This is a genomic window from Pseudomonas sp. 3MAES_34.3B (assembly GCF_058145875.1).
Genome location: NZ_CM176960.1, coordinates 2,506,244 through 2,520,202 on the forward strand (window position 1 = coordinate 2,506,244; position 13,959 = coordinate 2,520,202).

Here is a 13,959-nt window from a genome sequence, read left to right on the forward strand (position 1 = left end):
GAAAGCGTCAGTATCGATGACTCGCTCCGGTTACTCCTGTCGCTGAATTGCTACGCGGTGACCATTAGGACGCTTGCTTGGCCAAGCGTTGCATGTTGAGCGAGCTCGTCGTCAGACCTGCCCGGTTGAAGCGGTAGCGCATGTACGCCGAGATATCGTCCTCGTGCGACGACACGATCAACTGGCTATGTTTGAGCTCACAGCGGAGCAGGTCGGTCAGAGATGCGATGTTTACCTCGTCTAGAGATTGGGATGGATCGTCGATGAGGATAAGCGGGACTTCTGCGTAGACCTTGTTTAGCGACAGGAAGAAGGCCAGGCTCAGCGCCGACACCTGGCCCGTGCTCATGGACATCACCGCGTCATGCTCAGATTTTTCTGCCGTCAGGAACCTGAGCTGCTTGCCATCTCGGCTCTCGATGAACAACCCAAGGCCGCGTTGGTAGTTCTGGATCAGTCGCCCACTGTAGATGTGGAAGATGAGCTCGATCTCCGAGATGGTCTGATCTGCATACTTCTGCTCCGCTTTCTCCAAGGTAGCGCGCAGCTGGATGACCTTGCCCTTTGCTCTGGTGGCGGCCTCCGTTTCGCGTTGCATTTTCTGCAGTTCTTCAAGGCATTTTTGAAGTCGGCTGCTCTGCGCTTCGTTGGCTTTGATCGTGATGTAAAGTTCTTTTTTTGCCAAATCCTGAGCGTCGAAAATGTAAAAATCCTGTAAGTCCTTGAAGACTGCTTCGATGGTTTGCCGCCAATCGTCAGGGAGCGCCACTGTCTCGTCCGTTTTCTTGGCGTGCATCGATTTTCGCAGTTCTTCCAGGCGAGCGTCTGTCACCACTTCGTCGTTGTTGAATGTGAAGGTGATCAGAATGCCTTCGCCCCTGAGCCGTTCCAGGAGCTGCTGGATTGCAGGGAGGCGGGTTTCAACTTTGGCCAATGCCTGATGCAGTGCCTCGTTGTACCCAGGTTTAAGGATCGCTTCGCGCCCCTGAATGAATGTATCAATGGTGCCCAACTCAGTGGTCATCGCAGTGGTTAGCACGACGAGTGCCTTCCCATCCTTTCCTAAGGTGTCAGAGATTTTTTGGGCTCTGACCTCAATCGCCTCGAGCATTGCAACGTGAGTTTTCCAGTCATTCCCGCACAACGGGCAAAACTTGTCGTCCGGATGGAGCTTGGAGTGCTCATCAAGCAGCTGCTGCTTCAGTCGGGCCAGTTCGGCAGCGGCGCTGTCATTGGCTGTGTTCTTGATGTTCAGGTCATTACGCGCTTTGATTTGCTCTTCAAACCATTCAAGTCGCCCAGCAGCCCAACTTGGCAGTGTTCGTGCCTGCTCAGCAGTGATGGCGGAAGCACCTTTCTTGACGATTTTGGCTGCTTTATCGAGCCCGTCGAGCTCCTTTTTGATCTGTACCAGGTCATCTAATTTGTTCAAGTCGGTGCCCAGCAGTGCCAAGCTGCTCAGCGACTCCGCGTGCGACTCGATGTCCGCATTGATGGCATCATTCTGAGCTCTGACCCGAATGGCTGCTTTCTGAGGGAGCAAGCCATTTAGCTTGCGAATGGCGTTTGAGAACTGGGTGTGAATCTCTGAGTCGTAGGTGGGGAAGGGATCTTCCTTATCCCAACCCGGCCCAACCTCAACCGTCGACAGCTTTTTGTAATCACTATTTCCCAGATCGGCTTGCACCATCGCGCGCAGGGCTGTGCACTCATTGTTAAGAGCTTCTTCATCAGCTTTGCGTTTTTCGTCCCCTAGGAATTTTGTGAACCTTGTCGAGAGTGAGCGGCAATTTTCAATCTCAGCTGCAACATCGTTGATGTTGAACAGGTTGCCAAGCTGGTCTTTACGCTCGTCTACTCGCGTGTGAAGCAGTTTGTTCTGCCCTTGCTCAAGGTAGTTGAGGAAGGTGAAATTTTCCCGAAAGTTTCTGCCGAAGACTTCGTCTAGAAACCCGTTCTCACGCAGGTTGACCGGCGTGAAGGCTTTCGAATCGAAATCGGGAAGTTCATACAGCTTGAAGTGCTTGAACTTGTCGGCTCGGTTGTTCGATTTCTTGTCGAACGCTTTTACGGGCGAATGCCGGGCCAGAACCAAGCGTTTGTCCCCATCATGGAATTCGATTTTGATGCTCAGGTCTTTTTGATCGGTGCGCTGGTTCCAGAATAGGTTGTCGTCATAGTTTGTTTTGAGCTTCGTCATCAATGTCGAAAAAAGATTGTCGATCCGCTTGATCTGACCCGTGAGTAGCAGCTCGACAGCATCGAAGACACTGGTTTTTCCATACCCGTTCGGCCCGTCGAGCGTTAGCAGCGATGAGGTGCCAAGATCCAAATTGATTTGTTTAAAAGCCTTAAATCGAGAAATTTCAATCCGCGCTATTTTCCATTTCATTGCTCATCAGCTCCGTGATCAATTCTTCAGCGTTATTCGACGTGAGTTTCTGGATGATTGTGTAGGTTTCATCAAGGCCTGCTTCGGCTACGGCGTCGGCTGCTTGCAGGCGCAAGGAAATAAGCTCACGTCGGGTGAACGGGAGCTCAAGAAAAGGAAGTTTGATGAAAATCTTTGCTGCAACACTGTAGTGCGTCGCGGCCAGAGGGTCTTCCTTGTAGTTGCTGAACTGGCTCTTGTCCGAGACAGTGGCCACTAGTTCGTTGAAGGTATAGTTCTGGATGGCATGCTGCTCAGTATCGCTGTAGTAAAGTACATATTTCTTGAAAAAGTGAGGGTCCTCTTCAATCGCAAAAATCTGTTCTTCCTGGTCTTTGAATTCAGCTAGGTGGTTCAGGTGATGGATGCAGATGAGGTCACAGTTTTTCTTGAATGTTGGATGGTTCAGAAAGGAGTCGGGGGCCGATTGATTAATAAGAGTATTTAGTTCGGTGGGGCTGGGTAAGTGATCCAGCTTGTGCAAAATCGCAAAGCGGATGGCGGAGCCGGATTCCCGAACGTAGAAGCTCGTAAGGTCGGTTTCAAAGTCTTTGGTGAATCCATGATAAATGAGAGCCTCATCAATAATTTTATTTATCATTCAAGCGAGCCTCTGCGTCTTCTTTAGTCACGATGCTTAAACAAAATGATTTGAGAATGTTGCTGTCAATGCGGTCTCTGACCTGCTGATCGTCAAGTTCGTTGGGGTGCGTGAACTTGGTGTTGATGATGAAAGACTCGGAAGATCTGCTGGGGATGAGGTTGTTGTACTCAAACAGCAGCTTGAGTAAATCTCCGTTGGCATCTATCTCTCCCAGCAGGTCTACAGTGCAACCCTCGTGGTCATCAACGAAGGGAAGGTCGAGGGCCGTCGGAAGATAGAATCGCTTGTCACTGTCCAGATAGTGCGGGAATTGTTTAAAAATCGGCTCAATCGACATGCCCTCGATAAGGCCGGAATAACGCCGGATATCTACTTTTTGTATGCTGGAGAAACGCTCTGATGGCTTTATCAGTTGACAAAGCGTCTGCATTTCGCTGGCTTCTGAATCCCGAATATGTTCGAAGAGCCGACGCGCTCGCCCGTACGAGGCGTCACTCATACCAGGTAAGGCTTGATCGAGTCTGTCTTCTAGATGACTGTGCAGCTTTGCCTTCAGATCGATCGCATAATACTCAGTGTTGTTGTATGGGTTTTTGTTAATAATATCGTCTATTAGGCTCTGGGCTGTAATACGGCTTTCATACGCTGCCTTGTTGGCCTTTTCTCGGTCGACCTGTACCATTCGGTGAATTGCGACTGCTTGTGTGCTTATCTTTTCAGACAGAAGGCAGTAGTTGTAGTGCAAGAGTTCGTCGGTTAGCAGGATGGAGTTGCTGCTGCATATTTCTATGATGACAGCTTTTGTGAGGCCTTCGATTTCGCCTAGACCGCAATATTTGTTGTTCCCGTACGAGTAGAATTTAACCAGCTCGTTGTTGTTTCCAGTGTAATCATCGGTATCGTTGAGTTGGACCGATACATGGAAGTATCGTGATACGCCTTTAACTCGATCGTACTCGACAGTAGATGATTTTTCCAGTGCCTCGATGTACTCGCTTTTGTACGTGCCAATCTTGGCTTTTACTTGATGAGCGCTTACAAGTGCGCCGCTTTTGTAAATGGCGAAATCGTCGCTGCTATCTAGTTGAAGCTCAAAATCTAAGTCGCCCTGATGGATTAACCTGAGCGAGTGATAGAGTGCAATTTTCCCTTGGTAGACGTAGCCGCTCCACGTAGACACAGCGGTGGCTGGATAGCCTTTGCTCTTGACGCTCACGTTGACTCCCTTCACGTATAGATATGACACTCATAAATGGCACAAAGATATCACCATGTAAATGTCGTCTTGTAAACCGCAGGTTGGAGAGCATGGAGCTCCATGGTTTGTGGAAAGGTAAAAATAATCAGATAAACAGGCTGTCCAGCGACGCCTAAAGACTCTCAGGATCCCCAAAAAACATCTGCAACCGCGAGCGTAGCCAGCGCTCGCTGGGGTCGTTGTCCTGCGAGCCGCGCCAGGCCATGTGAAGTTCGAAAGTCTCCATCTCCATGGGCAATTCCTCGGCGCGCAGCCCGCCCGCTGCGGTGAGCGCATCGGCGGTGTAGTCCGGCACGGTAGCCACGATATCGGTACCGGCCAGCAGCGTACCCAAACCATTGAACTGAGGCACGGCGAGCACCACGTGGCGCTTGCGGCCCAGCTTTTCCAGGGTGGTGTCGATAAAGCCGCTGAGGTCGCCCGCATAGGACACCAGTGCATGGGGCCGATCACAGAAATCATCCAGGCTGATCGGCCCTGGCATGGTGTCGGCCCTCAGCAGGCGCGGTTTGCTTCGGCGCAATACCTTGCGCTTGGCATTGGCGGGCAGCTCGTTGGTGTAGCTCACGCCCACCGAGATTTCTCCGGAAGCAAGCAACGCCGGCATCAGGATGTAATTGACCCGCCGCACTACCAGCACGATGCCCGGTGCTTCCGCCCGCAAGCGCTTGAGCAATTGCGGCAGCAATGCAAATTCGACGTCATCGGATAAACCCACCCGGAACACCGCCGTGCTGGTGGCCGGGTCAAACTCGGCGGCGCGGCTTACCGCCGTGGAGATCGAATCCAGGGCAGGGGACAGCAGCGCGAAGATTTCGGTGGCGCGCGCCGTAGGCTCCATGCTGCGGCCGGTACGCACGAACAACGGGTCATCGAAGAGGCTGCGCAGGCGCGAGAGGGCAGCGCTGATGGCCGGCTGGCCGAGAAAAAGCTTCTCCGCGGCACGGGTTACGCTGCGTTCATGCATCAGGGTTTCAAAGACAATCAGTAAATTGAGGTCGACGCGGCGAAGGTCGTTACGATTCATCTGGATCGCTCAGGCAGGGGTCGGGGCGCTGGAGATAGTACGGGGAATGATTGCCTGGGTGTACGCCAAATATTAAATCGCCGCTATAGAGATTGAATCGAGGATCAATATTAGGCATGTTGACTATCAATTTCCCTCGGTGGTGATGTGGGCAAAGCCCGGATAACCTACGTGGTAATAGAAGTGATCAGACGAGGTTAGCGATGTCCCGCACAATCCGTTTTCACAAGTTTGGCCCCGCCGACGTGCTCAAGTGCGAAGCGCTCGAGCCTCGGCTGCCAGGGCCGGGCGAGGTGCAGGTACAGGTCGCTGCCATTGGCATATCGTGGTTTGACGTGCTCTGGCGGCAGAATCTGGCCCCCTCCCAGGCACGCCTGCCAGCTGGCATTGGCCATGAGATGGCCGGGGTTGTCAGTGCCGTCGGCACCGGCGTGACCGAGTTCAAGCCAGGCGATCGCGTGGCGAGCTTCCCCGCCACCAGCGCCAACGACTACCCGGCGTGCGGTGAGCAGGTGGTAATGCCCGCGGCAGCACTCACTCGATACCCGGACCTGCTCACGCCGGCGCAGGCGGCCGTTCATTACACGCCCTTGCTGGTCGCCTGGTTCGCATACGTGAAACTGGCCCATGCCCAGCCGGGTCAGACCGCGCTCATCACCGATGCCAGCCATTGCTCGGGCCCTGCGTTCGTGCAGCTGGGCAAGGCGCTGGGTGTGAATGTGATCGCGGCCACCCGCAATGAAGCGCAGCGCGAAGCGTTGCTGGCGCTGGGTGCGCACAAGGTGATCGTCACGGACGACCAGGACCTGCTCATGCAGATCAACAAGTACACCGATGGCAAAGGCGTCAATATGGTGTTCGACGGGCTGGGCGGGCCGCAGATGTCCCTGCTCGGCGATGTACTGGCGCCCCGCGGCACGCTTGTGCTCTATGGTTTGCAAGGCGGAAACCAGACCCCGTTCCCGGCGTGTGCGGCGTTCCAGAAGAACATTCAGTTCCATGTGCATTGCCTGGGCAATTTCACTGGCAAGCCGGAGCTGGGAATCCCTCAGGATGCCGAAGCAGTGCGCCAGGCCCTTGTGCAGATCAACCAGCTCACTGCTGATCGCGTGCTCACACCTCAGCCAACCCGGGTGTTCGCGTTCGAGCAGGTAGTGGAGGCCCATCGCTATATGGACGACTGCCCGTGCAGTGGCCGGGCAGTGCTGGAAATAACACCCGCGTAATGCATGACTCCTGCCGGGCTGCCACTGCAGCCCACTGACGTACGCCGGCTTTTCCTACAGTCTCTTGAGATTTTTCCTTCAGTAATCTTCCGGCTCGACCCGCTGCCCGGGTGGGCCGGTATCGCTATCCTTCGCCGCGCTGAATCCGCTACCAAGAAAGCGGGTCGCCCTCGGAGGACCCATGAGCGAAATACACCAACAAGCCCTGGCCAGTATCTATCGCCAAGTGCTGCAACGCCTTGTCAATGCCCATGGCGAGGCACAACGGCAGGCAATGCTGCGGCTGGCCGAATGGTTGGGTCGCCGTTTCCCGCAGTTGCAGCAGGCACGCCTGGTTGTGATGTGCTCAGGGGATCGGGATGGCTTGCTCACAATGGCACTGCTACGCGGGGCCCAGCTGCTGCTGGCCGAGGCGCAGGGGCAAACGTTCCGGTTGCGCGTGGCCGTCCCCTTGCACCCAGGTATGAGTACCGTCGACCACGGGAACGTGCAGCGCGCCTGTGCCGCATTGTTCCTGCATGAGGATGAACGGGTTGAAGTGCTTGCTGTGGATTGCACCGGCTTGCACCCCTACGAGCGAACCCGGTTGGGCCATGTAGCACAAGTAGGTACCGCCAGGGCCTTGCTGGGTTCGGGCCATCGGGGTCGGGCCGCCATTGGCCTCGAAGGCAAGCACTGCATCATCAGCACCGCCCGTTTGCTGCTGTTGGCGCTTGAGGGTACTCAGCGGTCGAACGTGCTGGTAACGGCCCAGCCGCACGCCGGCTTGTTGCGTCAATGCGCTCGAGCCAGGCGCTTGTTGCGCAAGGCAGGGCGGCTTGGCCCTGGTGAACGCCGGCCGGTGCCGGCCTGGTTGCACAGGGTAGCTGGGCTGATGGAAGGTGCTTCGCCACGCCAGCCCCCGGAACAGGCCTTGGCCACTCCCTTGAACGTGCAGGCGTTTCTTTCCCCCAGCCACAAGGTGCGCTGGGAACAGGCAATGCAGTGCCTTGGCATGCAGCTCGATCCTTTTTCCCTGCGAAGCGATGCACTGGACTGCAGGGATTACCTGCTTGGGGCGCATTTGTCTGCCTTGGCGGCGAAACACCTCAAAGGTGAGGATGCCGCTTCAGGGCTTGTGGATTGGTTACGCCCCCGATTCGATCGTTTGCGAAGGGAAGGGGTGCCTGTACGCAAACTGGCAGGGTTGCGTGCCGCTTGCCTGGGTGAGCGTGCCATCGACAGCCAGGCGTACCGCCTGCAGTTGCATTCAGAAGAGCGCTATGGCGTGAACGAAGAGCAGCTGTGCTGCTTGGTCTTCAAGCCGTTCATTGACCGGGGCGCAGGTTTGAAAGCGTTTCTGGAGTGCTGCCACCCCGATAAGCTGCACCGTGAAAGGCAGCTGAGTCAGGCACTCGAAGGTCAGATTGCCCCCGCCGAGGCAGTGGGTTGGCTGCAACAGGTATCCGGGTTGCCGCTGCCGTTGTTGCGCCAACTGTATGCCAGGGTTACCAAGGGGAACAGCCACTACGGCCGCCTGAGTGCAACCTTGCATAGCCCTTGCGGTTGTCATGCCGCCCCGCTGTTGGAGCGAACAACACGTGGCCTCACCCAGGTGCAGCAGGGGCAATCGACAAAAGGGTCTGGTCACGGATAACCGGCTGGAGTACAAATGTACTCCATGAAAACAAACATTCTTTCCCCACGTCGCCGCGCTGTCCTTGCCTTCATCCGTGAACGCATCGCCCTGCACGGTCAATCACCCAGCCTCGCCGAGATAAGCGAGGCTTTTGGCTTTGCCTCGCGCAGCGTGGCCCGCAAGCACATTGTGGCGCTGGCCGAGGCCGGTCATATCGAGGTCCAGGCTCACCAGGCGCGCGGTATCCGGTTGGTAGCACAGGCCGGCCGTGCCGAGCTTGTCCAGGTACCCCTTATGGGGCGGGTCGCGGCGGGGTTGCCAATCGATCCGGATGTAGGCGTGCATGACCACCTGGCATTGGACGTGCGGCTGTTCTCCCGGGTGCCGGATTACCTGCTGGAGGTGCAGGGCGATTCGATGCTTGAAGACGGCATTCTGGACGGAGACCTGGTGGGCGTGCAGCGGCTGCAGGAGGCCCGCAACGGGCAGATCGTGGTCGCCAGGCTGGATGGCGAGGTTACCATCAAGCGCTTCGAACACAGCCTTGAAGGTGTGCGGTTGTTGCCCCGCAACCCTGCCTACACGCCTATTGCAGTAACGCCGGATCGCGATCTGGTGATCGAAGGTATCTTTTGCGGGCTGGTTCGGCGATGAGCGCGGCGGTTGTAAGCCTCGATGGCCTGCTGGGCACGCGCCGTGTCTGGAAGGGCCGCAATACCCAGGGCGAACAGCCCGCAACGCCCGCCCAACCCACAGGGCATGCCCAGCTGGATCAGGCCTTGCCCTCGGGCGGCTGGCCGCCCGGGGCCTTGAGCGAAATCCTTATCCCTTTCACCGGTTGCGGCGAGCTGCAATTACTGTGGCCAACCCTGGCCCGCCTTACACAGGCCGCCGAGCGCGTGGTATTGGTCGCGCCACCGTTCATACCCAACCCTCAGGCCTGGCAGGCCGCCGGGGTAGACCTGGGCTGGCTGACCCTGGTGCGAGCCGAAGGCAAGGAGGCGTTGTGGGCAACTGAGCAATGCCTGCGCTCTGGTAGCTGCGCGGCAGTCATGTGCTGGGCGGGGCAGGTCGATGATCGCGCCTTGCGTCGGCTGCAGGTAGCCGCCGAGGCAGGCCAGGCGCTGGGGTTCGTATTGCGCGGCAGCCAGGCGGCGGCCAATCCGTCACCGGCCGCGCTTCGCCTGGCGATCGCCCCGCAGCCCGCTGGCTGGACCATTCTCAAATGCCGCGGTGGTTTGCCGCCGGCTCGCCCTATCCCTTGGTTGGCCAACGCCTGAGGTCGCCATGCTCTGGGCCTGTATCCTGTTTCCCCAGTTGGCGTTGGACGTGGTGGTGCGCCATCAACCCGACCCGCTGGCGCCTCTGGCGCTGGTCAGTGGGCCTGCCCAACGGCGCGTGCTGCGCGCGGTCAACCCTGCGGCCCGGGCGCTGGGCCTGCGCCCAGGGCAAAGCCTGAGCGCGGCGCATGCCCTAAGCCGTGATTTCCACCTGGTGGACTACGACCTCACTCAGGTCGGCCAGGCCCAGCAATTGCTCGCCGCCTGGGGCTATCGCTACAGCTCGCATGTAAGCCTGCATTTCCCTCGCGCGCTGTTGCTGGAGGTTGCCTCAGGCATGGGGTTGTTCGGGCCATGGCCGGCCTTCGAGGCCCGTTTGCGCGATGAACTGCAAGCCATGGGTTTCGCGCACCGTATCGTGCTGGCCACCAACCCCGTGGCCGCCCGAATGCTTGCCAATGTGCACGATGGCCTTGCGGTCACTTCACCTACTCAGCTGCAGGCCGTATTGGCCCAAATGCCCGTAGACAGGATTGGCTTGGCCAAAGAGCAGGCAACGGCACTCATGCGCATGGGGCTGCGCCAGGTTGGCCAATTGCTGCGGCTTGAGCGCGCGGCGCTGGCACGACGGTTCCCGGCCCAATTGCTCATGCAACTGGATCTGTTGCAAGGGCTACGGCCCCAGGCGCTGGAGTTCTTCGCGTTACCGGAAGGTTTCGACAGCCGTATCGAGCTTAATTTTGACGTTGAATCCACCGAGGCTTTGCTGTTTCCGTTACGGCGACTGATCAGCGACCTGGGTGTGTTTCTGGCCAGCCGTGATGGCGGGGTACAGCGTTTTGTGGTTCACCTGGAGCATGCCGAGGGCGCGGACACCCAGGTTCCGGTAGGGTTGCTCACGGCGGAGCGGGACCCCAACCTGCTGTTCGAACTCACCCGTGGCCGCCTGGAGCCGGTGCAGGTTACCCGGCCGGTACGCAATGTACGCCTGGTGGCCAGAGAGCTGCCGGCGTATGTCCCGGTAGCGCATGGGTTGTTCGAGGCGAGGCTGGCCGCCGGGCAGGGCTGGGAACAGCTGCGTGAACGCTTGCGTGCCCGCCTGGGTGACGACGCCGTGGCCTGCCTTCGTTACCTGGCTGACCATCGCCCCGAGCGTGCCTGGGCACTGGAGGACACCCCTGGGCTTCAGCTGCACGCTGGCCCTGCGCCCTTGCGCCCCGGTTGGTTGTTGCCCAACCCCGAGCCACTTCCCGACGGCCGCTGGCAATCGCTTTCCGGCCCGGAGCGGATTGAAAGCGGATGGTGGGACGGTGGCGATGTGCGCCGCGACTACTTCCGCTTGCGCCTGGCCTCGGGGCGACAAGCCTGGGCCTACAAGGCTGTGAGCGATGACAGTTGGTGGTTGCAGGGGTGGTTCGGATGACTGCATATGCCGAGCTGCACTGCCTGTCCAGTTTCAGCTTTCAGCGGGGCGCCTCTACCGCCATGGAGCTGTTCACCCGCGCCCGCCGGCATGGCTACCGCGCGCTGGCCATTACCGATGAATGCACCTTGGCCGGCATTGTCCGGGCATGGCAGGCGGCCCGGGAATGCTCGGTGCCCTTGCTGGTGGGCAGCGAGATCCAGGTGGACAACGGTGCGCGGCTGGTCGTACTGGTAAGCGACCTGGGCGGGTATCAAGCGTTGTGCCACTTGATCACCCTGGCGCGGCGGCGGGCCGAGAAGGGCAGTTACTGTTCTCTGGCCAGTGACTATCAAGAGGTGGACCTGTCCGGGCTATTGGCCCTGTGGCTGCCTTCGCCTGGGTTGAAGATTGAGCACGGCCAGTGGCTGCAACAGCTGTTCGGCGATCGCTTGTGGCTGGCGGTGGAATTGCACCGCAGTGCCGATGACACCCAGCGCCTGGCGCATCTGCAGGCCCTGGCCGTCAAGCTGGGCATCCGTTGCGTGGCCAGCGGTGATGTGCACATGCATGCTCGCGGGCGGCGGGCGTTGCAGGATACCCTCACCGCCGTACGTCATCATGTCAGCGTTGCCGAGGCGGGCCAGTGGCTGTTCCCCAATGGCGAGCGTCATTTGCGCAGCCTGGCCCAGCTCGCCGAGCTATATCCGCCGGCCTTGCTGGCCGAAACCGTGCACATCGCCGAGCGATGCCGTTTCGACCTCGGCCAACTGCGCTACCAGTACCCCCATGAAGTGGTGCCTGCCGGCCAAACCCCCACGGCGTGGCTGCGTACCCTGACCGAGCGCGGCGCGGCCGAGCGCTGGCCAGAGGGTACCCCGGCGCCCGTGCGGGCCATGCTGGAGCGTGAGCTGGAGATCATCGCCGACCTTGCCTATGAATCGTATTTTCTGACCGTACATGACATTGTCGACTTCGCCAGGCGCCAGGGCATCCTGTGCCAGGGGCGAGGGTCTGCCGCGAACTCGGCCGTATGCTTTGCGCTGGGTATCACTGCTATCGACCCTGCCCATACCAGCATGTTGTTCGAACGCTTCATTTCACGCGAGCGCAACGAACCGCCAGACATCGACGTGGATTTCGAGCATGAGCGGCGTGAAGAAGTCATCCAGTACGTGTTCAACCGCTATGGCCGCCATCGGGCCGCGCTCACGGCCATCGCCAGCACCTACAGGGCTGCGGGGGCCGTGCGGGATGTGGCCAAGGCCCTTGGGCTGCCCCCGGACCAGGTGAATGCCCTGGCCAGTTGCGTGGGGCGCTTCAGCGACGCACTGCCATCGCCAGAGCGGCTCGCCGAAGCCGGTTTCGACCCAGCCAGCCCGGTACTGCGCCGGGTGCTGACCCTCACCGGTGAGTTGATAGGCTTCCCTCGCCACCTGTCCCAGCACCCTGGCGGTTTCGTGATTTCGGAGCACCCGTTGCAAACCCTGGTGCCGGTGGAAAACGCCGCCATGGAAGGCCGCACCGTCATTCAATGGGACAAAGATGACCTGGACATGGTTGGCCTGCTGAAGGTCGATATCCTTGCTCTGGGCATGCTGACCGCGATCCGTCGCTGCTTCGACCTGGTAAAGCACTACCGCGGCCGCCACCTTACCCTGGCCACGGTGCCCGCCGATTGCGCGGCGACCTACGACATGATCGGCAAGGCCGATACGGTAGGGGTATTCCAGATAGAATCACGGGCGCAAATGGCCATGTTGCCCCGCCTCAAGCCGCGCAACTTCTACGACCTGGTGATCGAGGTGGCGATCGTACGCCCCGGCCCCATCCAGGGTGACATGGTGCACCCTTACCTGCGCCGCCGTAATCACGAAGAAGAGGTCACCTACCCGTCGCCGGAATTCGAAGCGGTGTTCAAACGCACGTTGGGCGTGCCGCTGTTTCAGGAACAGGTAATGCAGCTGGCTATCCTGGCGGCGGATTACACCCCTGGCGAGGCTGACCAGTTGCGCCGTTCCATGGCCGCCTGGAAGCGCCACGGCGGGCTGGACCCACACCAGCAGCGCCTGCGTGAAGGCATGCTGCGCAATGGCTATAGCGAAGCGTTTGCCCAACGGATCTTCGAGCAGATCAAGGGCTTTGGCAGCTACGGGTTCCCTGAATCCCACGCCGCCAGCTTTGCCTTGCTCACCTATGCCAGCAGCTGGCTGAAATGCCACGAACCCGCAGCGTTCGCCTGCGCGTTGGTCAACAGCTGGCCCATGGGCTTCTACAATCCGGATCAGGTGTTGCAGGATGCACGGCGCCACGGCATCGAGGTGCGGCCGGTAGACATACGCTACAGCGACTGGGATTGCACGCTCGAGCCTTGCACAGAAGAGCAGCCGGCCATTCGCATGGGCTTGCGCATGATTCGCGGGCTTGCCCAGCAGGCCGCGCAGCGCGTGAGTGAAACCCGCGAAGCAGCGCCATTCTCCAGCGTGCAGGACCTGGCATTGCGGGCAGGGCTGGACAACCGCGCGCGCGAGCTGCTGGCCGATGCAGGCGCCTTGCGTGGCCTGGTCGGGAACCGGCACCGCGCCCGCTGGGAAGTGGCCAGCGTAGAGCGACAATTGCCCCTGTTCGAAGGGGTCGAACCTGTACCCGATGCGGACGTTTTCCTTCCGGTGCCCACCGCTGGAGAAGACTTGCTGGCCGACTATGCCTCCATCGGTACTACCTTGGGCAGGCACCCACTGGCCATGTTGCGCGGCGCATTGGCCAAATGGCGCTGCCGCAGCTCCCGAGACCTTGCCCATATTGCTCATGGGCGCGCGGTCAACGTGACCGGGCTTGTCACCAGCCGGCAACGGCCCGGCACGGCCAGCGGTGTCACGTTCGTTACCCTTGAGGATGAATTCGGCATGGTCAATGTGATCGTGTGGCGCGACCTGGCCGAACGGCAGCGAAAGGCGCTCGTGGGCGCCCGGTTGTTGCAGGTGCAAGGCCGGTTCGAGCGTCAGGGTGAGGTGTGTCATCTTATTGCACGTAACTTGCTGGACATGACGCCTCTGCTCACCGGGCTGGATGTTCGCAGCCGGGACTTCCATTGAAGCGGGGCGGTGGGCCAG

The 13,959-nt window shown here is 59.3% G+C and carries 10 protein-coding genes; 6 read left to right on the top strand and 4 right to left on the bottom strand.

The annotated features are described in order from the left end of the window. Positions 1-64: 64 nt before the first annotated feature. The 4 genes from AC3Z8Y_RS11220 to AC3Z8Y_RS11235 form a co-directional block, all read right to left on the bottom strand. Positions 65-2,392, bottom strand: coding sequence for an AAA family ATPase (locus AC3Z8Y_RS11220; protein ID WP_490089747.1), 2,328 nt, complete (start codon positions 2,390-2,392; stop codon positions 65-67). Continuing rightward, a complete protein-coding gene (locus AC3Z8Y_RS11225; RefSeq protein WP_490089748.1) occupies positions 2,367-3,032 on the bottom strand; it encodes an ABC-three component system middle component 1 in 666 nt (221 codons plus the stop codon). Before AC3Z8Y_RS11225 ends, AC3Z8Y_RS11220 begins: the two co-directional genes overlap by 26 nt. Next, entirely contained in the window at positions 3,022-4,251 is a 1,230-nt protein-coding gene (locus tag AC3Z8Y_RS11230) for an ABC-three component system protein (protein ID WP_490089749.1), read from the bottom strand. Before AC3Z8Y_RS11230 ends, AC3Z8Y_RS11225 begins: the two co-directional genes overlap by 11 nt. 154 nt (positions 4,252-4,405) lie before the next feature. Beyond that, the gene (locus AC3Z8Y_RS11235; RefSeq protein WP_490089750.1) at positions 4,406-5,320 is read right to left on the bottom strand and encodes a LysR family transcriptional regulator; all 915 of its coding nucleotides are present in this window, start codon (positions 5,318-5,320) and stop codon (positions 4,406-4,408) included. Positions 5,321-5,523: 203 nt separating this feature from the next. On the opposite strand from AC3Z8Y_RS11235, the gene AC3Z8Y_RS11240 reads away from it, so the two are divergent. The 6 genes from AC3Z8Y_RS11240 to AC3Z8Y_RS11265 all read left to right on the top strand — a co-directional run bounded on the left by AC3Z8Y_RS11240 (position 5,524) and on the right by AC3Z8Y_RS11265 (position 13,941). Then, positions 5,524-6,546 carry a zinc-dependent alcohol dehydrogenase family protein gene (locus tag AC3Z8Y_RS11240; protein ID WP_490089751.1) on the top strand — a complete coding sequence of 341 codons (1,023 nt, stop codon included), beginning with the start codon at positions 5,524-5,526 and terminating at the stop codon, positions 6,544-6,546. A gap of 181 nt (positions 6,547-6,727) precedes the next feature. Further along, positions 6,728-8,182 carry a hypothetical protein gene (locus AC3Z8Y_RS11245; RefSeq protein WP_490089752.1) on the top strand — a complete coding sequence of 485 codons (1,455 nt, stop codon included), beginning with the start codon at positions 6,728-6,730 and terminating at the stop codon, positions 8,180-8,182. 15 nt (positions 8,183-8,197) lie between these two features. After that, positions 8,198-8,818, top strand: coding sequence for a transcriptional repressor LexA (gene lexA / locus AC3Z8Y_RS11250; protein WP_490089753.1), 621 nt, complete (start codon positions 8,198-8,200; stop codon positions 8,816-8,818). Further along, a complete protein-coding gene (imuA, locus tag AC3Z8Y_RS11255) occupies positions 8,815-9,444 on the top strand; it encodes a translesion DNA synthesis-associated protein ImuA (protein ID WP_490089754.1) in 630 nt (209 codons plus the stop codon). The genes lexA and imuA overlap by 4 nt, the downstream gene beginning before the upstream one ends. Positions 9,445-9,451: 7 nt before the next feature. Beyond that, positions 9,452-10,867, top strand: a complete 1,416-nt coding sequence (locus AC3Z8Y_RS11260) for a Y-family DNA polymerase (RefSeq protein WP_490089755.1) — start codon at positions 9,452-9,454, stop codon at positions 10,865-10,867. Then, positions 10,864-13,941 carry an error-prone DNA polymerase gene (locus AC3Z8Y_RS11265; protein WP_490089756.1) on the top strand — a complete coding sequence of 1,026 codons (3,078 nt, stop codon included), beginning with the start codon at positions 10,864-10,866 and terminating at the stop codon, positions 13,939-13,941. Before AC3Z8Y_RS11260 ends, AC3Z8Y_RS11265 begins: the two co-directional genes overlap by 4 nt. The last annotated feature ends 18 nt before the right edge of the window (positions 13,942-13,959 follow it).

Excerpts from the sequence above, each read along its gene's own strand:
- AC3Z8Y_RS11235 (WP_490089750.1), bottom strand. The coding sequence starts at position 5,320 with ATGAATCGTAACGACCTTCGCCGCGTCGACCTCAATTTACTGATTGTC.
- AC3Z8Y_RS11225 (WP_490089748.1), bottom strand. The coding sequence starts at position 3,032 with ATGATAAATAAAATTATTGATGAGGCTCTCATTTATCATGGATTCACC.
- AC3Z8Y_RS11245 (WP_490089752.1), top strand. The coding sequence starts at position 6,728 with ATGAGCGAAATACACCAACAAGCCCTGGCCAGTATCTATCGCCAAGTG.
- AC3Z8Y_RS11265 (WP_490089756.1), top strand. The coding sequence starts at position 10,864 with ATGACTGCATATGCCGAGCTGCACTGCCTGTCCAGTTTCAGCTTTCAG.
- AC3Z8Y_RS11260 (WP_490089755.1), top strand. The coding sequence starts at position 9,452 with ATGCTCTGGGCCTGTATCCTGTTTCCCCAGTTGGCGTTGGACGTGGTG.
- AC3Z8Y_RS11240 (WP_490089751.1), top strand. The coding sequence starts at position 5,524 with ATGTCCCGCACAATCCGTTTTCACAAGTTTGGCCCCGCCGACGTGCTC.
- lexA (WP_490089753.1), top strand. The coding sequence starts at position 8,198 with ATGTACTCCATGAAAACAAACATTCTTTCCCCACGTCGCCGCGCTGTC.
- imuA (WP_490089754.1), top strand. The coding sequence starts at position 8,815 with ATGAGCGCGGCGGTTGTAAGCCTCGATGGCCTGCTGGGCACGCGCCGT.
- AC3Z8Y_RS11220 (WP_490089747.1), bottom strand. The coding sequence starts at position 2,392 with ATGAAATGGAAAATAGCGCGGATTGAAATTTCTCGATTTAAGGCTTTT.